18 protein-coding genes are annotated in these 21,455 nt (G+C 68.5%); 7 read left to right on the top strand and 11 right to left on the bottom strand.

Translation table 11 applies throughout. The features are described 5' to 3' along the window. Positions 1 to 102 precede the first annotated feature (102 nt). Together J2T21_RS20250 and J2T21_RS20255 are read left to right on the top strand one after the other, a co-directional pair. Positions 103 to 852, top strand: a complete 750-nt coding sequence (locus J2T21_RS20250; RefSeq protein ID WP_307583946.1) for a DeoR/GlpR family DNA-binding transcription regulator — start codon at positions 103 to 105, stop codon at positions 850 to 852. Continuing rightward, positions 849 to 2,201 (top strand): 6-phospho-beta-glucosidase, encoded by a 1,353-nt coding sequence (locus tag J2T21_RS20255; protein WP_307583947.1) that lies wholly within the window; start codon positions 849 to 851, stop codon positions 2,199 to 2,201. The genes J2T21_RS20250 and J2T21_RS20255 overlap by 4 nt, the downstream gene beginning before the upstream one ends. Positions 2,202 to 2,363: 162 nt before the next feature. Here the strand turns inward: J2T21_RS20255 and J2T21_RS20260 are convergent, their stop codons facing one another. The 6 genes from J2T21_RS20260 to J2T21_RS20285 form a co-directional block, all read right to left on the bottom strand. Then, the gene (locus J2T21_RS20260; protein WP_307583948.1) at positions 2,364 to 3,446 is read right to left on the bottom strand and encodes a carboxylate-amine ligase; all 1,083 of its coding nucleotides are present in this window, start codon (positions 3,444 to 3,446) and stop codon (positions 2,364 to 2,366) included. 13 nt (positions 3,447 to 3,459) lie between these two features. Beyond that, a complete protein-coding gene (locus tag J2T21_RS20265) occupies positions 3,460 to 3,927 on the bottom strand; it encodes a hypothetical protein (protein ID WP_307583949.1) in 468 nt (155 codons plus the stop codon). A gap of 164 nt (positions 3,928 to 4,091) precedes the next feature. Continuing rightward, complete coding sequence (locus J2T21_RS20270) at positions 4,092 to 5,738, bottom strand: ABC-F family ATP-binding cassette domain-containing protein (protein ID WP_307583951.1); 1,647 nt, start codon at positions 5,736 to 5,738, stop codon at positions 4,092 to 4,094. Positions 5,739 to 5,795: 57 nt separating this feature from the next. After that, complete coding sequence (locus tag J2T21_RS20275) at positions 5,796 to 6,773, bottom strand: D-alanyl-D-alanine carboxypeptidase family protein (protein ID WP_307583952.1); 978 nt, start codon at positions 6,771 to 6,773, stop codon at positions 5,796 to 5,798. 81 nt (positions 6,774 to 6,854) lie between these two features. Further along, positions 6,855 to 7,556, bottom strand: a complete 702-nt coding sequence (locus J2T21_RS20280; protein ID WP_307583953.1) for a VC0807 family protein — start codon at positions 7,554 to 7,556, stop codon at positions 6,855 to 6,857. Between the two features lie 30 nt (positions 7,557 to 7,586). Continuing rightward, positions 7,587 to 7,796 (bottom strand): DUF4287 domain-containing protein, encoded by a 210-nt coding sequence (locus J2T21_RS20285; protein ID WP_307583954.1) that lies wholly within the window; start codon positions 7,794 to 7,796, stop codon positions 7,587 to 7,589. Between the two features lie 385 nt (positions 7,797 to 8,181). Between J2T21_RS20285 and J2T21_RS20290 the strand changes: the two genes are divergently transcribed. Then, positions 8,182 to 8,547 (top strand): SPW repeat domain-containing protein, encoded by a 366-nt coding sequence (locus J2T21_RS20290; RefSeq protein ID WP_071216605.1) that lies wholly within the window; start codon positions 8,182 to 8,184, stop codon positions 8,545 to 8,547. A gap of 86 nt (positions 8,548 to 8,633) precedes the next feature. Next, positions 8,634 to 9,146, top strand: coding sequence for a GNAT family N-acetyltransferase (locus J2T21_RS20295; RefSeq protein ID WP_307583956.1), 513 nt, complete (start codon positions 8,634 to 8,636; stop codon positions 9,144 to 9,146). Positions 9,147 to 9,247: 101 nt separating this feature from the next. Here J2T21_RS20295 and J2T21_RS20300 read toward each other — a convergent pair whose 3' ends face one another. Then, entirely contained in the window at positions 9,248 to 9,700 is a 453-nt protein-coding gene (locus J2T21_RS20300) for a MarR family winged helix-turn-helix transcriptional regulator (RefSeq protein WP_307583957.1), read from the bottom strand. Further along, a complete protein-coding gene (locus J2T21_RS20305; protein WP_307583958.1) occupies positions 9,693 to 10,796 on the bottom strand; it encodes an LLM class flavin-dependent oxidoreductase in 1,104 nt (367 codons plus the stop codon). Before J2T21_RS20305 ends, J2T21_RS20300 begins: the two co-directional genes overlap by 8 nt. 148 nt (positions 10,797 to 10,944) lie before the next feature. On the opposite strand from J2T21_RS20305, the gene J2T21_RS20310 reads away from it, so the two are divergent. Continuing rightward, positions 10,945 to 12,426: an MFS transporter gene (locus tag J2T21_RS20310; RefSeq protein WP_307583960.1), complete on the top strand. Its 1,482-nt coding sequence runs from the start codon at positions 10,945 to 10,947 to the stop codon at positions 12,424 to 12,426. A gap of 75 nt (positions 12,427 to 12,501) precedes the next feature. Here J2T21_RS20310 and J2T21_RS20315 read toward each other — a convergent pair whose 3' ends face one another. Beyond that, entirely contained in the window at positions 12,502 to 14,385 is a 1,884-nt protein-coding gene (locus tag J2T21_RS20315; protein WP_307583961.1) for an HNH endonuclease, read from the bottom strand. Positions 14,386 to 14,736: 351 nt separating this feature from the next. On the opposite strand from J2T21_RS20315, the gene J2T21_RS20320 reads away from it, so the two are divergent. Together J2T21_RS20320 and J2T21_RS20325 are read left to right on the top strand one after the other, a co-directional pair. Then, entirely contained in the window at positions 14,737 to 15,657 is a 921-nt protein-coding gene (locus tag J2T21_RS20320; protein ID WP_307583963.1) for an ATP-binding cassette domain-containing protein, read from the top strand. Continuing rightward, positions 15,654 to 16,475, top strand: a complete 822-nt coding sequence (locus J2T21_RS20325; protein ID WP_307583964.1) for an ABC transporter permease — start codon at positions 15,654 to 15,656, stop codon at positions 16,473 to 16,475. Before J2T21_RS20320 ends, J2T21_RS20325 begins: the two co-directional genes overlap by 4 nt. A gap of 48 nt (positions 16,476 to 16,523) precedes the next feature. On the opposite strand, the gene J2T21_RS20330 is transcribed toward J2T21_RS20325, so the two are convergent. Then, a complete protein-coding gene (locus J2T21_RS20330) occupies positions 16,524 to 16,976 on the bottom strand; it encodes a pyridoxamine 5'-phosphate oxidase family protein (RefSeq protein WP_307583965.1) in 453 nt (150 codons plus the stop codon). Positions 16,977 to 17,409: 433 nt separating this feature from the next. Continuing rightward, positions 17,410 to 20,766 carry an efflux RND transporter permease subunit gene (locus J2T21_RS20335; protein ID WP_307583966.1) on the bottom strand — a complete coding sequence of 1,119 codons (3,357 nt, stop codon included), beginning with the start codon at positions 20,764 to 20,766 and terminating at the stop codon, positions 17,410 to 17,412. Between the last annotated feature and the right edge of the window lie 689 nt (positions 20,767 to 21,455).

Genomic DNA, 21,455 nt, shown 5'->3' on the forward strand with positions numbered 1-21,455 from the left:
GCGCGCGGCGCACCCTTGATTGGACGTTAGCACGCACCAGGGGGTGGTACAAGTGATTGAAAATGCTCGGTTCTGCTCATTGGTGACTGTTAGTCTGGGGGCATGCTGATAAGCGCGAGGCAGGGCTCGATCCTGCGCCGGATCCAGGAGGCCGGGGACGTCTCGGTCCGGGAACTGGCCAACGACCTGGGGGTGAGCCCGTCGACCATCAGGCGGGACCTGAACCTGCTCTCCTCCGAGGGGCACCTGCGCCGGGTCCACGGGGGCGGGTCACTGGACTCGGACAAGATCGACTTCCGCGAGGTGCTGGCCAGAAGCTCGCCGGCCAAGGAAAAGATCGCCAACCGGGCCGCCGAGCTCGTCGAGGACGGCGACGTGGTGCTGCTGGACATCGGCACGACCACCGCGATGCTGGCCCGGGCCCTGCGCGGGCGCAGGATCACGGTCATCACCTCCAGCCTGGCGGTGCTCGACGAGCTGCGCACCGACCCCGAGGTGGAACTGGTCATCCTCGGCGGGGTGCTGCGCCGCTCCTACCATTCGCTCGTGGGCTCGCTGACCCTGGCGTCGCTGGCCAATATCCGGGCGAGCATCAGCTTCCTGGGCTGCAGCGGCATCAGGGAAGACAGCACGGTGCAGGACACCACCGGCATCGAGGTGCCGGTCAAGCAGGCCATCCTGGACTCCAGCGCGAAGATCGTGCTGCTGGCCGACGAGACCAAGTTCCCCGGGGTGGGGATCCGCGACGTCTGCACCGCCGCACGGATCACCACGCTGGTGACCAGCCGGGGTGCCGATCCGCGCACCCTCGAGGCATTCAGGAAATCAGGAAGCGAAGTGGTTCTGGCATGAAACTGACCATCATCGGCGGCGGCGGATTCAGGGTCCCGCAGATCTTCGAGGCGCTCTCGGCCGGGAACAAGGCCGTGCGCATCACCGAACTGTGCCTCTTCGACTCCGACCCGGTGCGGGTGGCTGCCATCGAGGCCGTGCTGGCGCAGCTGGCCCCCTCCCTGCCCGCGCCCCCGAAGGTCACCACCGCCGCCTCGCTGGACGAGGCGGTCGCCGGGGCCAGGTTCATCTTCTCCGCCATGCGCATCGGCGGGACCGAGGGACGGATCCAGGACGAGCGCGTCGCCCTGGAGATGGGCGTGCTCGGCCAGGAAACCACCGGGCCCGGCGGTCTGGCCTACGCCCTGCGCACCCTGCCGCACGCCCGGGACCTGGCCGAACGCGTGGCCAGGCACGCCCCGGAGGCCACGGTCATCAACTTCACCAACCCCGCCGGCATCGTCACCGAGGCGATGCGCGAGGCGCTGGGGGATCGGGTCGTGGGGATCTGCGACACCCCCATCGGGCTGATGCGCCGGGCCGTGGCCGCCATCGGCTCCACCCCGGAGCAGGTGGACTTCGACTACGTCGGCCTGAACCACCTGGGCTGGCTGCGCTCCCTGGTGGTGGACGGGGTGGACAAGCTGCCTGCGCTGCTGGCCGACGACGCGGCGCTGGAAGGAATCGAGGAGGCCCGGCTGATGGGCCCGGACTGGGTCCGGGCGCTGGGCGCGATCCCCAACGAATACCTGTACTACTACTACTTCCAGCGCGAGGCCACGGCGCGGCTGCGCGGCCCGGAACCCACCCGCGGGGAGTTCCTGCACCGCCAGCAGTCGGGTTTCTACAAAGATGCCGCCGCGCACCCGGAGCGCGCGCTGGAAGCCTGGCTGGCCACCAAGCACGAACGCGAGGCCAGCTACATGGCCGAAAGCCGGCCCCAGGACCAGCGCACCAACCGGGAGGCTGCGGACATCGAGGGCGGGGGCTACCAGCAGGTAGCCCTGGACTTGATGGCGGCGCTGCTGGGCGGGACGCCGGCCACCATGATCCTGAACGTCGCCAACCGCGGCGTGGTTCCCGAGCTTCCCGACGACGCGGTGATCGAGGTGCCGTGCACCGTCAGCGCCGCCGGCATCGTGCCCAAGGCCATCGCGCCGGTCACCGGGGAGATGCTCGGGCTGCTGCAGCAGGTCAAGGCCGTGGAGCGGCTGGTCATCGCCGCGTCGCGCGAAAGGAGCGAGACGCTGGCCTGGCGGGCGTTGGCCGCCCACCCGCTGGTGGACTCGATCTCCGTCGCGCGGCAACTGCTGCAGAACTACCGGGAACGGATCCCGGGGGTGGCAGAAGCACTGTCCGGCGGGGCCTGAGCCCCGGGCCAGGGTTCAGTCGCATGGCGCCGATACGTGCGCCCGCGCGGGGAACGCGCGGGAAGGGATATTCGCCGGGAACCAGGCCAGGAACAATCCAATAGCCTGGTGGAAGGCCGGTACCACCGGGTGGCCTCGTGCGCACGGGCCTGCGGGACGGGTTCAGTCCAGGAGCCGGGCTCCGGCCTCGGAAATCAGCGCATCGAACCCGCCGGCACGGAAGATGCGCCGCTGGGCAGCCGCCCCATTGCCCTCGCCGGCGATGCGCGCCAGCCCGGCACCCACGACTTCGGTGTCGCCGCTGACTTTCAGTTCCGGGCCGATGTAGTCCAGCAGCGCGTCCAGGCGCCGGTCCAGGCTGCACTTGGATCCTGCGGCGAGGTCATAGTGGTTTCCCCGGGTCCCGAACTTCGCCGCCTGCCACTGGGCGATGTCCAGCGCCTCGGGTGCGGGGTCCGGGATGCGGGCGGGGCTGTGGATTCCGGCGGACACCAGGGCGCGCATCACCAGCGCCAGCACCACGACGTCGGAGGCACAAAGCTGGGCGTCGGCCACCCGGATCTCCACGGTCGGGAAGCGGGTCGAGAGGCGGGCTCCCCAGCCGATGTGCCCGGCATCCAGCACCACGTCGGAGGCCAGCAGGTATTCCATGCGCGCCAGGTAGTCCCGGGCATCGGCGAAGCGCGGGGGGATTCCGTGCACCGACCAGCGCAGGTACTGGATGGTGCGCCAGGAGGCGAAGCCGCTGTCGGCGCCGCGCCAGAACGGCGAGTTGGCACCCAGCGCCGTGAGCAACGGCAGCCACGGGCGCAGCGAGTTCATGGCCTGGACGCCGGCCTCGAGGTCCTCGATGCCCACGTGCACATGCGTGCCGCTGACATACTGCTCCGCGGCGATGCCCGGACAGAACCGGTTGATCGCGTGGTAACGGTCCGAGGCGTGGATGGCCGCCGGGCCCGCGGGGATCCGCGGCGGGGTACCCAGCCCGACCAGCTGCAGCCCGGCTTCGCGGGCCACCTTGGACAGGCCGCGGCGGGCGCCGGCCACCGCATCGAGCGCCTCGGCGCCCGTGGTGCAGACCGGGGTGCTGCTTTCCACCTGGCAGGCCAGGAACTCCGGGTGCGTGAGGGTGCCGCCGCTGCCCAGGGCCATGAGTTCGTTGTGGACGTGGTGACGGGGCACCGCCGGTTGCCCGGTGGCGGGGTTGATGAGGAAGAATTCCTGCTCGATTCCGAAGGTGCGCACCGCGGGCACCGCGCTACTCGAAGGCGCCACTGAACCGGTCGGTGGACCGGTCGAGGTGGAAGGCGGCGACCGGCGCGGCACCATCAAGGCCGGGAACCTGCGTGCGCGCGTCCCGGGACACCTTGGTGCCGGCGCCGGATTCCGGCGCGGGCCCGGGGTAACTGACGTAGCGGGGGTTCTCGGAGGCCAACCGCACGGCTCGACGGTCATCGGGCACCTGCGTGGTGAGCATGCCGTAGAACGACTCGCATTTCCCACACCAGAACTCGACGTCCCAGCAGGGAGGCTGGACTCGCCGCCGGTCCAGCAGCAGCTCGACGTGCTCGTAGACCAGGTAGTCGCCGGAGCCACAGGAACCACAGGTGGGTGCCTCGTTGGCCGGCACCCGGGAGGGGTGCACCGTCAGCTCAAGCGCGGGAGGGTTGTCCGGCGCGGAGCGCAGCATGGACTGGGAGGTGCGTTTGCCAAAGGACTTCTTCATGGGAGCACTTTCGACGAACCGGCCTGAAGGGGGTGGGCAACGTCATCGCGTGCCCAAACCATCTTGCTCCGCAGCGCCGCACCGGCACAATAGGCCATGGGTTTCATCGAGCGTCCTGCCATGAAGTTCCATGGCAGGACGTTGGGAAATCTGCAACGGAAACTTTAGGAATTGATGCCGATGCGCACCTTCCCGGCGTCGACCTCCCAGCGGGCATCGAGCCGGACGTTGTCCAGCAGCCGGCGGTCGTGGGTCACCAGCAGCAGCGCGCCCTCGTAGGATTCCAGGGCTTCTTCGAGCTGCTCGATGGCCGGCAAATCCAGGTGGTTGGTCGGTTCGTCCAGCACCAGCAGGTTGACCCCGCGGGCCTGCAGCAGGGCCAGGCCCGACCGGGTGCGTTCGCCGGGGGACAGGTCGCGGACCAGCGAGGCGCTCTGGTGCGCCTTGAGCCCGAACTTGGCCAGCAGCGTGCGGGCCTCGGCCGGGTTCATCCCGGGAACCGCGAGCTCAAAGGCATCTCCCAGCGCGGCATCCTCGGGCAGCTGGCTGCGGGCCTGGTCGATCTCGCCGATCGCCACCGAGGAGCCCAGCGAGGCCGAGCCGGCATCCGGGGCCAGGTGCCCGAGCAGCAGGTTCAGCAGCGTGGACTTGCCCGCCCCGTTGGGACCGGTGATGCCGATCCGCTCCCCGGCGTTGACCTGGGCGGAGACCGGGCCGAAGGTGAAGTCCCCGCGGGTGACGGTTGCCTCGTTGAGCGTGGAGACAACGGAGGAGGAGCGCGGGGCGGCGGCGATCTCGAATTGCAGCACCCATTCCTTGCGCGGCTCGGCGACCTCGTCCAGGCGCTTGATGCGCGATTCCATCTGGCGGACCTTCTGCGCCTGCTTCTCCGAGGACTCGTTGGAGGCCTTGCGCCGGAGCTTGTCGTTGTCGGGGTTCTTCTTCATCGCGTTGCGAACTCCCTGCGAGGACCATTCGCGCTGGGTCCGCGCCCGGGAGACCAGGTCCGCTTTCTTGTCGGCGAACTCGTCGTAGGCCTCGCGGGCGTGCCGGCGGTTGACGGCCCGCTCCTCCAGGTAGGAATCATAGCCGCCGTCGTAGACAGCGACCTGGTTCTGCGCCAGATCGAGCTCGACGATGCGGGTCACGCAGCGGGCCAGGAATTCGCGGTCGTGGGAGACCAGCACCACGCCGGTGCGCAGTGAGGAGACGAAGGATTCGAGGCGTTCAAGCCCGGCCAGGTCCAGGTCGTTGGTCGGCTCGTCAAGCAGCACCAAGTCGAAGCGGCTCAGCAGCAGCGCGGCCAGGGCCACGCGGGCGACCTGCCCGCCGGACAGCGCGGTCATCAGCGTGTCGGTGGGCAAGGTGAGACCCAGCTCGGCCAGCGTGGCCGGGGCGCGGTCCTCGAGGTCCGCGGCACCGGCTGCCATCCAGTGGTCGAAGGCCGCCGCATAGGCGTCGTCGGCACCCGGAGCCCCGGAACCCAGGGCCTCGGCGGTCGATTCCATGGCGTGCGTGGCCGCGGCGCAGCCGGTGCGCCGGGCCAAGTAGGCGTCGATGGTTTCGCCGGCGATGCGCTCGTGTTCCTGCGGCAGCCAGCCGATGAACGCGCCGTCCGGTGCGGAGGAGACGGTGCCGCCCAGCGGCTCGTCCACCCCGGCGAGCAGCCGCAGCAGCGTGGACTTGCCGGCGCCGTTGGCCCCCACCACCCCGATGACGTCCCCGGGGGAGACGGTGAAGCTGAGGGAGGAGAAAAGGGTTCGGTGGGCGTGGCCGCCGGCAAGGTCCTTGGCCACGAGTGTTGCAGTCATTGTTCCAGTTTAGATTCCCCGGGCGCACTCCCGGTCATCGGGTCGCGGCCGCGGCGCTCAGCGCAGGTACCGCGAGCTCATCCACCCGGTCGTGCCCCGGTGCGTGGCCTGGACCCAGGACCCGGATTTCTTGCCGGTCAGCCGAACCGTCGAGCCCCGGGGCACCGTCTTGAGGATGGTGGTTCCGGTGGACGGTCCGCGGCGCAGGTTCAGGTTCGCGGTGGTCTTCTTGGTGTTCTTCAGGGTTCCGGATTTGGGCGCCGAGGGCTTGGCTGCGTTGGGCCTGGGCGCGGGGGCAACGCCGTAGAAATGCTCCAGGGTCTTGGACCTGGACCCTGCCATGGCCTTGGCCTGGGCGGTGCCGACATAGCGGAAGTGCCACGGCTCGTAGGCGTAGCCGGTGACCGATTCCATGCCCTTGGGGTAGCGGAGGATGAAGCCGTGCCTCGGGGCGTTCTTGGCCATCCAGTTGCCAACCTTGGTGGTGGCGAAGCAGGCTTGCAGGGCGCATGCGCGGTTGCGGTTTCCCACATCGATGGCCAACCCGGTCTGGTGCTCGGAGGTGCCGGGCTTGGCCGCGATGCGCTGGGCGTAGGCCGGGCCGTAGGCGCGGGTGTATTTCTCGAGCAGTCCCTTTTGCACTGCATAGGATCGATATCCGGAGGTGAGCCTGATGTCCACCCCGTCGCGGCGGGCCGCGGCAACCAGCTTCTTGTAGGACTTGGCGGCCTGTGGCTGCAGGCGGATCCCCGTGCCCGGCACCTCGGTGAGCCTTGGCACGTACTTGCGGGGGATCAACGGGTATTTCTTGTTGACCAGGACATCGGCCCTGGCGGGGTCCCGCGGGGGCTTGGGCTTGGTGGCCAACAGTGCCGTGGGGGTCAATGCCGGTGTGACTTCATGCTGCGGTCGCGCCACCTGGTGCATGGGGGTTGGCGTGGCCAGCGCGGGCGGGGCCGCCAACGGGGAGATGGCCAATGCCAGTGCGAAGGCCGCGGCGCCGAATGCGACCGGGCGGTGGGACCGTTTGCTCATGTGGGCGAACTCCGTTGGCTGGGTGGTGGGTTTCCGAATCGGGTCCGGGCCGCGGACGGGCAAGGAATCGATTGGCCCATCCTAGCCATCTGCCGGGGCAAAGAGAATGGAGCGGGGATTGAGCATTCCCGAGGAGATGTAGAAGACGTTGCTCAGCAGGATCAGGACGAGGTTTGTCGCCAGGTACATTGCGGTGGTCGCCGCGGGCACCGCGTCGGGTTCCAGCGAGTAGGCCAGGACCACGCGCAGCACCGCGTCAAGCAGGAATCCGCACCCCCACATGATTGTGGAGATGCGCCACATCCGCCGGAAACGCGGTGCTTGCTCCCAATGGTTTTCCCAGCCAACGGGCCAGTGAAAGCGGCCCTCGAGGACGGGCTTGGTCAAGGTGTAGACCAGGGGCCGTGCGCCGCGCAGCGTGGAGATGAACCAGATGCCGGTTCCGGCGGTGATCAGCGCGTCGCGGGCCAGCAGGAATTGCGGGCTGCCCGGGACAAACGCCAAGACGACTGCGGCCACGGAGGCGAGGGAAAAGTAGGTGGCTATCACGTGCTTCTTCGGGCCGCGCCGGGCGAGCGATCCCAGGGCCAGCAATCCGGTGGCCACCGCGACAACCACCAGGGACACGTAGATGGACAACCCGGCATGGCGCAGGAGGTAGAACAACAGCGGCGGAGCAGCAATGGCGGCGACCATGCCCAGGACACCGCGCAAGCGGCCCCCGGCCCGACGAACGGTGTCCGGGGCACGCTTGCCGGTTTCCTTGCGTTGCCTTCGTGTCATTTCGGGACTGTCACCGAGGGCGGCTAATGTCTATGGCTGGTGTTCGGCGCGGTAGACGTGGACCAGGGCATTGGCATGACCGTGGCCGATTCCGTGTTCGATCTTGAGCCAGTTCACCTGCTCCAGGTGCTTTTGGTCCGCCACCTGGTCCAGGAGTTCCATCCAGTGGCCAACGGGGTGGCCGTACTTAGACTCGATCGACGGGAAATAGGATTTGGGGCCCTTGACGGATTCGCTCATGCTTTCCATCAAACACAGCCGGGCGGGACGCCGCAAGGGTGGGTGCGTGCCTCACCCAAAGTGCTCGCGAAACACTACTGGTGCCTCACCTGGATTTGCTCGCGAAATTTCCGGTCGTCGAATGGGTACCGGGTTGGCGCCCGCATGCCTCACCACAAGTGCTCGCGACCGCTGGGAGGGCACCGCCATGGCCGTCGTTCTCGGCACCGTGACTTTGGACCCTACCCGAGGACGGGCGCTACGGGCACGATGGGATTACAGCCGAAGGGACAGCGCGGCAGGAAGGTTGGGGCCAGCTGGATCGTCGGTACGGCAAGGGCATCCTGTGCGATTGCGGAAGATCCGCGATCGGGGGGTGCGTAGAAGACAAAAGGAGATCTGGACCATGAAGCGATGGACTGCATGGCAGAATTGGCTCGCCGTGGCTGCTGGCCTTTACACCGTCTTGGCCATGACATGGACTACGGCTGTGGGATCCTCGGATGCCTACATGCTGACCGGCGGCATCGTCTTGATTGTCATCGGTGTAATCAACTTGGCGGCCCCGGGCATGCCCGTGGCCGAATGGGTGCAGCTGGTTGTGGCCGCGCTCGTTGTCGCATCTCCCTGGATGGGCAGCTTCGCCTCGGGTATGCCGGGCGTGGCATGGAATACCTGGATCCCGGGAATTGTGGCACTGATTGCCTCGATCATGGCAATTCAGCCCGCGATGAAGGTCTACCACGAGCATCACCCAATCGGCTCGCACTAGACAACCAAAATTCAAGGGCCCGGTCGTTGACCGGGCCCTTGGCCTGCTCCGGAAAGTGATCGTGTGCGGAAAGCTAGGCTGGGGAGATGAAGATTCGAAGCGAGGTTCCGGCCGATCGTCAGACTATCCGTCAACTGACCGTTCGGGCCTTCGCCGACCCGGACTCGCATAGGGAGCCCGGGGAAGCCGTATTGCTCTCCGAGCTCTACTCCTGCGACGGATACCTGCCCGAGTATTCCGTGGTGGCTGAGATCAATGGCCACTTGGTGGGCCACGCGATTGCCACCCGCGGGTGGCTCGATGGCGACATCCCCCTGCTGGGCATTGGGCCGGTGTCGGTTGAACCCGGCCACCAAAGGCAAGGCGTGGGCACGGCGCTGCTGGACGAAATCCGGAACCGCGCGGCCAAGCAGGGAGAGCGGGCGATCGTGCTGCTGGGGAACCCGGAGTACTACGGTCGATTTGGCTACGGACCCGCCATTCCCGCTGGCATCATCCCCTCGGACCCGTCCTGGGGTGACTACTTCATGGTGCTGAACCTGTCGGAGATGCCGCTGCCCAAGGGAAGTTTCCGATACTCCGAACCATTCGGGGTCTGAACGGCCTCGCCGAGTTGATCCCTGGCGCAGGCAGGTGCCCGGTGGCCAAGGATATTTTCCCGGCCAACGGGCCCCTGCTTCGTGCGTGTGGGATTCGGTGGTTAGCGCGCTTCCATGTGGAGGCGCAACTTGGTCGTCAGCTCCGCCAGCGTTGCAAATTCCTCGGTCGTCAGCGCGGTGCCAATCAGGGCGTGGATGCCCTTGACATGCTCGCGTCCGATGGCCTTCTGCAATCGGGCGCCCTCTTCCGTGAGTGTGAAGAGCACCGCCCGCTGGTCGGTGGGATCCGGCTTGCGGGTGACCAGGCCCTTGGCCTCCAGGCGATCGGCCATGCGGCTGAGGCTTGGCTGGGAGATCAGCAGGTGCTGGTTCAGGTCCTTGAGGCGGCTGGTCCCCGCCTCGCAGCGCGAGAGGTTGAAGAGCACGTCGTATTCGCGGGTGCTGATTTCCTTGAACTCCGGCAGCTTCTGGATCTCGCGCATCACCGTGACCTGCGCCCGAAACAAGGCCTCCCAGGCGGCATTGGAGGCGCGGAGGGAAGCCGGGCTAGGCATTGTCGGCCCCGGCGGCCAGCTTCGCGTCGCGGGCGGCGACGCGGTTGGCGTGGGTCGGCGAATCCGGGTGGTCGGCCGGCTTGCGGTTGGCCAACTCCTTGCGCAGCGTCGGCAACACCTCTTCGCCAAAGAGATCCAGCTGCTCCAGGACGGTCTTGACCGGCAGGCCCGCGTGGTCGACCAGGAAGAGCTGGCGGTGGTAGTTGCCGAAGGCCTCCTGGAAGGTGAGGGTCTTGTCGATCATTTCCTGCGGCGATCCCACGGTGAGCGGGGTCTGGTCGGTGAAGTCCTCCATCGACGGGCCGTGGCCGTAGACCGGGGCGTTGTTGAAGTACGGGCGGAATTCGTTCTTGGCGTCCTGGGAGTTCCTGCGGATGAAGAACTGCCCGCCCAGGCCCACGATGGCCTGGTCGGCGCGGCCGTGGCCGTAGTGCTCGTAGCGTTCGCGGTAGAGGTCGATCAGCTGCTGGTAGTGCTCCTTGGGCCAGAAGATGTTGTTGGCGAAGAAGCCGTCGCCGTAGTAGGCGGCGATCTCGGCGACCTGCGGCGTGCGGATGGAACCGTGCCAAACGAACGGTGCCACGCCATCGAGCGGGCGCGGGGTGGAGGTGAAGTTCTGCAGCGGGGTGCGGAACTTGCCTTCCCAGTTCACCGTGTCCTCGTCCCAGAGCCGGCGCAGCAGGTTGTAATTCTCCACCGTCAGGTTCACCGAGTCCTGCATGTTCTTGCCGAACCATGGGTAGACCGGGGCGGTGTTGCCGCGGCCCAGCACCAGGTCCACGCGGCCGTCGGCCAGGTGCTGCAGCATCGCGAAGTCCTCGGCGATCTTCACCGGGTCGTTGGTGGTGATCAACGTGGTGGTGGTGGAGAGGATGAGCTTTTCGGTCTGTGCCGCGATGTATGAAAGCGTCGTGGTGGGTGAGGAAGAGAAGAAGGGGCGGTTGTGGTGCTCGCCGATGGCGAAGACATCCATGCCGACCTCTTCGGTCTTCTTGGCGATGGCCACGATGTCCTTAATGCGCTGGGCCTCGGACGGGGTCTTGCCGGTGGTTGGGTCGCGGGTGATGTCGCTGACCGAGAAAATTCCGAACTGCATGGTTGTCTCCTGTGTGCTGGTCCCTGGTATCCATTGTGCCAGGGTTGTATGCGTTTGCATGTAATAGCGCGTGCCGCAGCGGAATAATTCCCCGGCACCCGCGTGAGGTGCCTCACCCTGTGGCGCGGCTTCGCGATAGGCTCCCGCTATGGACACCCCGCTTTCCGCCCACGAGGACCCGGCCAGGGCGCAACCGGTGCGCTGGAGCGCGGTGGCGGGGATCGTCGGGTTCCTGGCCATCGTCGAACTGACCAGCGGCATCCTGCAGGGCTATTACACGCCGCTGATGACCGACATCGCCCGCCACCTGGGGATCCACGACGCGGACGTGAACTGGTTCGAGGCCGCCCAGCTGATGGTTTCCGCGCTGGCCGTGCCGCTGCTGGCCTCGCTGGGGGACATCTTCGGGCACAAGACGATGCTGCTGCTCTCGGCCGTCGTCACCGCGATTGCCTCCTGGGCCGTGGTGTTCTCCGGTTCCTTCACCACCTTCCTCATCGCCTGGGCGCTCCAGGGCTTCTACGCGGTGTGGCTCCCGCTGGAAATCGCGATCGTCTTCTCCCGCGCACGAAAGCTCGGGGTGCCGGGCCCGATGACCCGGCGCGCCGCGGGCCTGCTGGTCGGCGCGCTGGAGGTAGGGGTGATCGGCGGGGCCCTGGCCGGCGGCGCACTGATCGGGGTGTTCGACGGGAACATCGCACCGACCATGGCGATCCCCGCCGTCGCCACCACCGCGTGCATCTTCGCGGTGGCCTTCGGGGTGCCCGATGACGGGGACCGCAACGGGGCGAGGATCGACGGCGGGGGCTTCACCTACCTGGCCGTGGGACTGCTGCTGCTCACCAGCGGCCTGAGCTTCCTGCGGATCAACGGGCCTTCCAGCCCGCTGGTGTGGGCGTGCCTGGTGCTGGGGCTGGCGGTGCTCTATGTGTTCTACCGCCACGAGAACAAGCAGAAGGACCCGTTGATCGACTTCAAGGTGCTCTTCGCCCGGGCGATGTGGCCGGTGCAGCTGACGGCCGGGCTCTTCGGGGTCTCGGTGTTGGGAGCCCAGATCCCGATGAGCACCTTCGCCCGCACCGACCCGGCGGTGAACGGCTACGGACTGGGGCTGAGCGCCTCCGGGGTTTCGGTCATCATCGGTGCCTACGTGTTGGCGCTGCTCGTCGGCGCGCTGCTCTTCCCGGTCGCCGCCCGCTGGGCGGGGACCCGGATGACGCTGGTTGCTGCCAGTGCCCTGGTCGGGATCGGATACCTGCTCTTCCTGCCGTTGCACGATTCGCTGGCGCAGGTGCTGGCGAACATGATGGTGGCGGGGATCGGCTCCGGGGCCCTGGTCGCGGCCCTGCCTGCGGCTGCGGCGGCCGCAGCGCCATTCAACCGGACCGGCATGGCCACCGGGTTGACCAACGCGATCAAGACCGTTGGCGGGTCCTTCGCCTCGGCGATCTTCGGGTTGGCATTGATCGGACAGGTTGCCGGGGCCGTCTCGGACGGGGCGAGCGAGAACTTCGCCGCGCCGCTGGCCGGCTACATTCTCGTGTGGGCGATCTGCGGCGGCACCGCGATCGTGTGTGCGCTGGCCCTGTTCGCGGTTCCGCGCGATGCGCTGGAGGACGCCAAGACCTGAACCTCGCTGCCGGCGCAGGGGCGGGCTGCAGGATCGACGTGGATCCGTGCGCGTCGGTTCCGGCACCGGGCAGGGTCAGAAAAGCGGGGGCTGTTCGCCCTGCCAGTGCTTGTTGCGGCGGGGAAGCTGCTCGGGGTCCTCGAACGGGGCAAGCTTCACCCACGGGACGCCGTTCTTCATCACGACCTCGAAGTCGCCCTTGTCGGCGCCGCGGTGATCCGAGGGGCAGAACATGCCCAGATTCCACACGCTCGTGGTTCCGCCCTCGGACCACGGTTTGATGTGGTGGTAGTCGCAATGTTCCGGCGGGACGGCGCAGTCGGGCTTGATGCATCCGCGGTCGCGGGCACGGATTGCCTGCTTCATGGATTCTGGCGGGTGGCGTCGCTCGCGCCCGTAGTCCAGCAGCTGGCCGTCGCCGCCGAGCGTGATGGGAATGATCCCGAATTCGGCCAGTCTCTGGCGCAGCTCGGCGACGGAGATTTCCAGGCCGTGCGCGCTCCATCCTGCGCCGCGGGCCAGCCCGAGCAGCACCTCCAGGGTGATGTAGACGAAGAGCTTGGCCGTGGGCAGCCCGGTGGCACCGTTGGCCGAAGGCTTCGGGGTGCGCATCAGGTTGAGCAGGGTTTGCAGGTGTCGTTGGGCAGGAGTTGGTTCCTCGGCAACTGTGCCGGTGCCGCTTTCCATGGGCTGTGGGTCGTCGAGGGTTTCCGCGCCGGGAGGGTGGTCGAACCAATCGGGGCCATCGGACGGTTCCGATGGCGGAAACAAGGAACCCTGGGTGGGGTCGAGGCCAATGGCCGGGACCAGGGGTGGTCCGGGTGTCGGTTCAGGGGCGGGTTCGGGGTTGTCAGGGGTGGGGTTTCCGCTGGGGGAGATGCCGTCGGGTTCAGCCGCGGTGGCGCTTGTGTCGGTGCCGACGTCGGTGGAGGACTTCACGTCGCCCGCGGTGCCGGGTCCTGCGTCTTCCGTGCTGTCGGTAGCAGTGCTGCCGGGCTGGGCGGTGGAGGGGCTGGTGGTGGGTCCGCGACCCGGGGCCGTGGCGGCCGCGGCGATGGCCTGGCGGTTTCCGGCCAGGGTCCGGGCGTTGTCGGACTCGGCGAAGTGCGAGAGGAAGACCTCCGCGTCGATGTTGAGCATGCAGGCGGTGAAGTAGGTGAAGTGCCGGGTGCGCTTGGTGATGGAGATGCCGGTCTTGTTGCGGATCTCCCGGGGCGTGGGGGCCGAATCGGCGTCGTCGAGCTCGTCGTTGATCTTGTCGAAGAGCTTGGTGGTGTTCTTCGCGTAGCCCTCGGCCAGGGACTCGGCCACGCGGGACTCGATCCGCTCGGCGACCTGGACGGCGTCGGGCCGCGCCTCGATGATCGGGCGCAGTTTCTCCAGCTTGCGCGCCGCGGCGGCGACGGCTCCCGGTTCGCTCTTGCCGGTGGCCAGCTGCTCGGCCAGCTGCGGGTAGCGCGGGCCGCGGGGCAGGCCGTGCTCGTCGATGCCCGGCAACAGGTTGTCTCCCGCTTGCATGCGGTTCAGGGCCTCGAAGTAGTCGATTCCCGCCATGCCCGCGAGGCAGTCGGCGGGGGTCTTGAACTGCAGCCGGCCGGTGGGAACGGTGCGCGGGTCCTCGGGCAGCTGCGCTTCGCCGGCCATGAAGGCGGTGGGGTCCTCGGCAATGGCGCGCAGCTCGGCGAGGGTGTCTGAGGGCAGCTCGTGCACCAGGGAATGCCGGGCCAGCTGCGCGGTCTTCAGCTGCGCGACAGCGATGGCGTGCTTGGCCTGCTCGACGGCCATGGCGGTGAGCAGGGCCCGGGTGGGGGAAGGGGGACGGGCGGCGATCCGGGCGACGAGGGCGTCCATCTGGTGGATGTCCTCGATCAATGCGCGCAGTTCATCGTCCGAGGTAGGTGAATACCCCGGATCGTCGCTGTGTCCAGCGAGGTTGGCGATGAAGGCGTCTGTTTGCATGCCTCCAGTGTGGACGCCGGGGCAGTGCGATGGGGGCCGGGCCGGGAAATTGTGGATAACCCGGAGTTCGGCGAATCCACGAAACGTTTTGCGGGTGGGATCTGTCGGTGATGACACCCGGTGGGCGATGGTGACTCTCGCGCGCGCGTGTTTGTGAGCGCGTGTGTGCGCGCGCGTGTGCGTGTGCGCGCGGTAAGCCCGTGCGGGGTCGGGTCGGGGAAAAACCAGGGGTGTCTCGGGGCGGACCCTGAGGGATTTTGCTGTGAATGGGCCCGGGCCGGGCCTAGCGTGGAAGGCAGGGAAAAGTGCACGAACCAGCGGGCGGGGGACTGCCCAGGAAGGAGGGGGACCATGATCACGCTGGAAAACCTGGGCAAGGACTTCGGGTCGGTCAGGGCCGTGGATTCGCTGAGCGTTACGGTGGCGCCGGGGAAGGTCACCGGGTTCCTGGGGCCCAACGGGGCGGGGAAAACCACCACCATGCGGATGCTGCTGGGCCTCGATGCCCCGAGCTCCGGCCGGGCGCTGGTCAACGGGGTGGGCTATGCGCAGCTTGCCGCTCCGCTGCGCACCGTCGGCGCGCTGCTCGAGCCGCGCACCGGGCACCGCGGGCAACGCGCGGAATCGCACCTGCGGGGACTGGCGCGCAGCAACCGGATCCCGGTGGCCCGGGTGGATGCGGTGCTGCAGGAAGTGGGGCTGGGGGAGGCCGGGCGCCGGCGCATCGGCACCTTCTCGCTGGGCATGCGCCAGCGCCTGGGCATTGCCGCGGCGTTGCTGGGCGAGCCGGAGGTGCTGGTGTTCGACGAACCGGTCAACGGGCTGGACGCCGACGGGGTCGCGTGGATCCGCGACCTGATGCGCGCGAAGGCGAGGGCCGGGGCGACGGTGTTCGTCTCCAGCCACCTGATGAGCGAGATGCAGTCCACCGCGGACCACCTGGTGGTGATCGGGCGCGGGAAGCTGCTGGCCGACGAGTCGATGGACGCGGTGCTGGCCGCCAGTGCGCAGACCGCGGTCGTCGTCTCCTCCCCGCAGGCCGGGGTGCTGGCGGCGGGTCTGGAGCGGGCCGGGTACGCGGTGGCGGTGGCGGGGCCGGACTCGCTGCGGGTCACCGGTGCCACGACGGAGGAAGTCGGCGGCGTCGCGCACTCTCTGGGCGTGCGGATCAACGAACTGGGCCTGCGGCGGGCGTCGCTGGAACAGGCCTACACGGAGCTGACGGCCCGGTCCCTGGACTATGTGCCGACACGGATCGGGGAGGAATCATGAGCGGGACGAAGGCAACGCAGGTGGACACCATGAAGCGGGCAGCGATGAATCAGACGGCGGGGCCGCGGCCCGGCTTCCGGGCGGCGATGGCGTTCGAGTTCACGAAGCTGTGGGCGGTGCGCTCCACCCGCATCACGCTGGCCGTGGCCCTGGCCGCGCAGTTGGCGATGGCGTGGCTGATCGGTTTCTCGGCGTGGGCCAGCGGGGTCAACGGCTACGAGTCGGCGATGCCAGCGCCGTTCATGGCGCTGGCCTGTTTGCAGCTGGCGCAGCTGTTCATCGCCACGCTCGCCGCCCTGGCGATCACCTCGGAGTATTCGAACGGGACGATCATTTCCTCGCTGCAGGCCGTGCCGGTGCGCTCCCGGCTGCTCGGTGCCAAGGCCGCGGTGCTGGGCATCGTCGGGCTGGGAAGCGGCGTGGTGCTGGTGGGCGCCGGGACGCTGGTGGCGGCGCTGGCGGCCGGGACGTATGGCGCCTTCACGGTGTCGGACCTGCTGCTCGCGCTGGCCGGGGGCGGGGTCTACCTGGGGATGCTCGCGCTGGTGATGCTGGGCATCGGGGCGCTGCTGCGCAGCACCGCCGGTGCGATCACCGGCGCGTTCGTGCTGCTCTTCGGGCTGCCGCAGATCCTGCCGCTGTTCACCGTCGACTGGATCCAACGCGTCGTGGTCTACCTGCCGACGACGGCCGGGCAGGTGCTGGGCACCGGGGCGGTGGAACCCTACGGCGCGGCGACGGCGATCGCCGTGCTGGTGGCCTGGGCCGGTGGGCTGCTGGTTGCCGGGATGTGGGTGTTCACGCGCCGCGACGCCTGAGCCAAGGGGGACGGGCATCGGTCCGGGCATCGACCCGGTCACGACGGCTTAGCCGTGGCGCATGTGCTTCCACCAGGTCAGCGGGTCGGCGACCTTGAAGCGCCGGCCCGTCATCGAGGTCGGGACGATGCGCACGAACTGGTCCTTGGGGCCGGACTCCCACGGGAAGAGCATCAGGTTGAAGGAGTCCAGGGTCTCCTCGATGCCGCCGAAGAGCTCGGCCTTGCCCTGGATCATGACCGACCAGGCGACGCCGGTCTCCTGGTTGACCCCGTCGGCCTGGAATGCGATCTGGGGCTGGGCGCGCAGCGTCTTGAGCTTGGTGCCCTCCCCGGTGCGGAACACCACGGTTCCGTGGTCGACGGTGAAGTTGACCGGGAAGATCTGCGGCATGTCATCGTGGCTGACGGCCAGATGGCCAAGTGAAACCGCGCGCAGCAGTTCCAGGCACTGGTTGGATTCGAGTGCTTCGATGTCCGTGTGGGTCTGGTTCTCTTCCATGGATTGAGCGTACGTCGGCGCGCGCCATGTGGCCAGAGCTGGACTGCGCCTCTCGGGGCACTACCCGGCCGGGCGCCCGGAATGGATGGACCCGGTGGCGTCGGGGCCGATACCGAGACGGTTTTTCGTGGGTTGCCGGCCCGAACAACGTGCGCCCCTGCCTGCAGGGTGCCCGGCGTTGGCCGGTAGAGCCACAGCGTCTTCCGGAGCGGTCCCGACATTCCCAAGGATACGCCTCGGGCGCGGGCGCGCACGCGCGCGCGAGAGAGAGAAATCCGGGGTGGAGGGGTGTTTGGGGGAAGCCGGCCACCGCGCGTGGATGGGGAAATGATGCCAAGAAAATACGCAGGGAGGCAGGAACCAATGGTTCCTGCCTCCCTGCGTCGGGCCAGCGGCGCTCGATCCGTGGCCCGCCAGGCCTGAGGTGCCCGCGCTAGGAGTCCTTGGGCTTGTGCTTGAGCTCGTCCTCGATTTCCTTGCGCTCGCGGCGGGTCAGCGGGATCGATCCGGTGGCCGGGTTGACCAGCACCCCGGGTGCCGGGGCCGGCACCGTGGGGCCTGCGGGCTTCGGTGCAGGGATGGCTCCCGCGCCCGGCCCGGAGATCGGGGTCGAGGTCACCTTGGGGGCAGCCTGCGCCGCGGGCACCTCCATGCGGGCGCCCACCAGCGCCATGACCTCCTCGGTGACCGGGTGGGCACCGTGCCTCTCGTCCCGGCGCGCGGCGGCACGCTCCTTGGCGCCCTCCACCAGGTGGTACAGCACCGGAACCAGGATCAGCGTCAGCGCGGTGGAGGAGACCAGCCCGCCGATGACCACCACGGCCAGCGGCTTGGAGATGAACCCGCCGCCGCCGGTCAGGCCCAGGGCCATCGGAATCAGGGCGAAGATCGTGGCCAGCGCCGTCATCAGGATCGGGCGCAGGCGCTGCCTGGCGCCGTGGTGGATCGCGTCCTGCAGGTTCATGGCCGGGTGCCCGTCGCGCGGCAGGCGGTACTGGTTGATCAAATCGATCAGCACGATCGCGTTGGTGACCACGATGCCCACCAGCATCAGCATGCCGATCAGCGAGGGCAGCCCCAGCGGCACCCCGGTGAGCAGCAGCAGTGCGATGGCGCCGGTGGCGGCGAACGGGATGGAAACCAGCAGGATCAGCGGCTGGATGAGCGACTTGAAGGTCGCGACCATCACCACGTAGACGATGGCGATCGCGGCCAGCAGCGCCAGGTAGAGCTGGGCGAAGGACTCGGCCTGCTCGGTGGCGGCCCCACCCAGTTCGGCAGTGGCGCCCTCGGGCAGGGCGAGTGCGTCGAGCCGCTTGGCGACCTCGGCGGAGACCGAACCGAGGTCGTTCTCGCCCGGGGTGATCGAGACCGTGGCGATCCGCTCCCCGTTCGAGGAGGTGATGGTGGCCGGGGACTCGGAGCGCTCGACCTTCGCCACGTCGCCCAGGCGCACCGTTCCGGTGGCGGTGGGCAGCTTGAGGTCGCGCAGCTGGTTCAGGTTGGTCAGGTCGGTTCCCTCGCCGATGCTCACCGGGTAGTCGGTGTAGCCCACGCGCACGGTGCCGGCGGGGACCGGGGAGAGCCTGCCGGCGGTCAGCGCGCCGATCTGCGCCTCGGAGAGCCCGGCGGCCGCGGCCTTGGTCCTGTTGATGGCCACGGAGACCTGCGGGCGGGCGGTGGACAGGTTGTCGCTGAGATCGGTGGCACCCTCGATGCCGGCCATCGCCTCGAGGGTGGCCTCGGTGGCCTCGGTGAGGATCTCGGGGGTGGGGGCGCCGACCTGCACGGTGACGGCGGAGGATCCGCCCATCCCGCCCTCGGAGGCCGAGATGGAGATGTCGGAGTCCTTGGCCAGGGGCTTGACCGCGGCGCGGGCCGCATCCTGGATCGCATCCTGGTCGGCGTCGGCATCGGTCATCACGGTGAAGGACGCCGAGTCGGTGCCGCCGGCCAGGAATGCGGAGAACCCGCCGGAGGGGGTGCCGGCGGTCAGCTGCACGTCGACCACGGAATCGAGGTTGCGCAGGGCCTTCTCGACGGGGGCGGCGGCCTTCATGGTGGTCTCCAGCGAGGAACCGGCCGGAAGCTTTTGCGTGACCGAGAAGGTGTTCTGCCCGGTGCCGCCCAGCAGGTTGGTGGGCACCAGCGGGACCATGATGACGGTGAGCCCCAGCAGTGCCACGGAGGCGACAAGCGTGATCACCGGGTGCCTCTGGGTGCCCTTGAGGACGGGGGAGTAGCCGCGCTGCAGCCAGGAGGCCGCTTCCTTCTTCTCCGCCTTCGCGCGGGCCGCGGCGAGGTCCGCGGCGCCGGGCCGGGTGTGGCCCAGGAACCAGTAGGCCAGCACCGGGACGATGGTCAGGGAGACCAGCAGCGAGGCGAGCAGCGCGATGGTCACGGTCAGCGCGAAGGGGCGGAAGAGTTCCCCGGCCATGCCGCCGACCAGCGCCACGGGCAGGAACACCGCCACGGTGGTCAGCGTCGCGGCAGTCACGGCGGTGGCGACCTCGCGCACCGCGGTGAGGATGGCCTTGGACTTTTCCTCGCCGTAGGCCAGGTGCCGCTTGATGTTCTCGATGACCACGATGGAGTCGTCGACCACGCGGCCGATGGAGATGGTCAGCGCGCCCAGGGTCAGCATGTTCAGCGAGTAGCCGCCCATGCGCAGCCCGATGAAGGTGACCAGCAGGGACAGCGGGATGGAGATCGCGGTGACCAGGGTGGAGCGCACCGAGAGCAGGAAGATGAGGATCACCACGACGGCGAAGCCCAGGCCGAGCAGGCCCTCGACGGTGAGGTCGTGGATGGATTGCTCGATGAAGGGGGCCTGGTCGAAGACCGTGGTGAACTTCGCGTCGCCGCCCAGCTGGTCGGCCAGTGCCGGCAGCGCGGCGGCCACGGCGTGGGAGATGCCCACGGTGTCCCCGGCGGGCTTCTTGGTCACCGACACGGCCAGGGTTTCGACCCCGTTGGTGCGGGTGATGGAGGTGGCGGTGTCATCGACCATCTTCACCTCGGCCAGTTGGGAGAGGTCGTACACCCCGGAGGCCCCGCGCACCGGCAGCGACTTGACGGCATTCAGCGAGTCGACCAGCGAGCCGGAGGTGACCGGCAGGTCCAGGCCGTCGGTGTCCAGCCGGCCCACGGGCATCAGCCCGGAGCCTTCCTCGATGACGGTCTTCAGGTCGTTGACGCCCAGGCGCTCGGAGGCCAGCGTGGCGGCGTCCGGCAGCACGGCGATGTGCTGGGAGGTGCCGCCCGAGACGTCCGCGGTGCGCACGCCGTCGATCTTGGAGAGCTTGGGCAGCACCAGGCGCTCGACGTCCGAGCGCAGCGAGTTCAGGTCCTTCCCGCCGGAGACCGCCAGGTAGACGATGGGGAAGTCGGAGATGGAGCCGGCGAAGGCCGAGGGCTCCACGTCCTCGGGCAGCGTGGCCTTGGCGTTGGAGATGGCCTTGTCGACCTGGGCGCGGGCGCGGTCCAGGTCGGTGCCGTAGGCGAAGGACAGTGAGATCGTGGTGAAGCCGGTCTGCGAGGTCGAGGAGGAGGATTCCAGGCCCTCGACGGCCTGCAGCGCGCCCTCCAGCGGCTGGGCCACCTGCTTGTCGATGACCTCCGGAGATGCGCCGGACTGGGATGCCACCACGGAGATCCGCGGGAACTCGAGCGCGGGAATGAGTTCCTGCTTGAGTTGCCCCATGGTGATCACGCCGAAGACCGCCACAAACACGGTGATCAGTGCGATGAGGGCACGGTTGCCCAGGGAAAGTGCGGCCAGCCGATGCATCTGCCATCCTAGAAAGATTGTCTTGTTCGCTATTGCTTCGCAACCCACTCTAGTTGGCGCCGAAGGCCGCCGGGTCCATCCAAAGGCGTACCTTGACGCACGCGGGCGCCAGCCGCCAAAGGGGTGTACTTCGCGTCCGGCTCCGTGCAACGATGGGCAAACGGCCCGCAGCTGCCGCCGGCGCCCGGGACCGGTACGTCGCCGGGAACCGCGGCACGAACGAGCGTCAACTCCCACCAGCAGAGGAGAAAGCATGTTCCAGAATTCCACCGATGGATCCAGCCCCCGGATGGTGCCGGCCAGCGACTCCACCATGCCGCCCGAACACGCCCCGTCCCCGGAACCGCCGCCGGGCCCGCCGCCCGGGCCGGATCCGGACTATCCGCCCGCACCGCCGTCGACCCCGGAGCCTGAACCGGATCCCGGTCCGTACCCGATTCCCCCTGGCCCCGTGCCGTATCCGCCGGTTCCGGACCCCGCCCCCTTCCCGAACCCGGTGCCGGGCCCGGACCCGATGCCCCATCCGGATCCGACCACCCGGCCTCCCGGCTGAACCAAGAAGCGGGGGGGGGGGGGGGGGGGGGGGGGGGGCCCCCCCGGCGGGGGGGGGGGGGGGGCCGGGGGGGTTTTTGTTGTGTTGTATGGGTGGTGTTTTGTATTGTACGGGGGAGGGGCGGGGGGGCGGGTGG

The sequence above is a fragment of the Paeniglutamicibacter psychrophenolicus genome (genome assembly GCF_030812255.1).
Classification (GTDB): Bacteria; Actinomycetota; Actinomycetes; order Actinomycetales; family Micrococcaceae; genus Paeniglutamicibacter; species Paeniglutamicibacter psychrophenolicus_A.

Coding starts and splice junctions, on each gene's coding strand:
- J2T21_RS20250 (WP_307583946.1), top strand. CDS start 103: ATGCTGATAAGCGCGAGGCAGGGCTCGATCCTGCGCCGGATCCAGGAG.
- J2T21_RS20255 (WP_307583947.1), top strand. CDS start 849: ATGAAACTGACCATCATCGGCGGCGGCGGATTCAGGGTCCCGCAGATC.
- J2T21_RS20265 (WP_307583949.1), bottom strand. CDS start 3,927: ATGAAGAAGTCCTTTGGCAAACGCACCTCCCAGTCCATGCTGCGCTCC.
- J2T21_RS20270 (WP_307583951.1), bottom strand. CDS start 5,738: ATGACTGCAACACTCGTGGCCAAGGACCTTGCCGGCGGCCACGCCCAC.
- J2T21_RS20275 (WP_307583952.1), bottom strand. CDS start 6,773: ATGAGCAAACGGTCCCACCGCCCGGTCGCATTCGGCGCCGCGGCCTTC.
- J2T21_RS20280 (WP_307583953.1), bottom strand. CDS start 7,556: ATGACACGAAGGCAACGCAAGGAAACCGGCAAGCGTGCCCCGGACACC.
- J2T21_RS20285 (WP_307583954.1), bottom strand. CDS start 7,796: ATGAGCGAATCCGTCAAGGGCCCCAAATCCTATTTCCCGTCGATCGAG.
- J2T21_RS20290 (WP_071216605.1), top strand. CDS start 8,182: ATGAAGCGATGGACTGCATGGCAGAATTGGCTCGCCGTGGCTGCTGGC.
- J2T21_RS20295 (WP_307583956.1), top strand. CDS start 8,634: ATGAAGATTCGAAGCGAGGTTCCGGCCGATCGTCAGACTATCCGTCAA.
- J2T21_RS20300 (WP_307583957.1), bottom strand. CDS start 9,700: ATGCCTAGCCCGGCTTCCCTCCGCGCCTCCAATGCCGCCTGGGAGGCC.
- J2T21_RS20305 (WP_307583958.1), bottom strand. CDS start 10,796: ATGCAGTTCGGAATTTTCTCGGTCAGCGACATCACCCGCGACCCAACC.
- J2T21_RS20310 (WP_307583960.1), top strand. CDS start 10,945: ATGGACACCCCGCTTTCCGCCCACGAGGACCCGGCCAGGGCGCAACCG.
- J2T21_RS20315 (WP_307583961.1), bottom strand. CDS start 14,385: ATGCAAACAGACGCCTTCATCGCCAACCTCGCTGGACACAGCGACGAT.
- J2T21_RS20320 (WP_307583963.1), top strand. CDS start 14,737: ATGATCACGCTGGAAAACCTGGGCAAGGACTTCGGGTCGGTCAGGGCC.
- J2T21_RS20325 (WP_307583964.1), top strand. CDS start 15,654: ATGAGCGGGACGAAGGCAACGCAGGTGGACACCATGAAGCGGGCAGCG.
- J2T21_RS20330 (WP_307583965.1), bottom strand. CDS start 16,976: ATGGAAGAGAACCAGACCCACACGGACATCGAAGCACTCGAATCCAAC.
- J2T21_RS20335 (WP_307583966.1), bottom strand. CDS start 20,766: ATGCATCGGCTGGCCGCACTTTCCCTGGGCAACCGTGCCCTCATCGCA.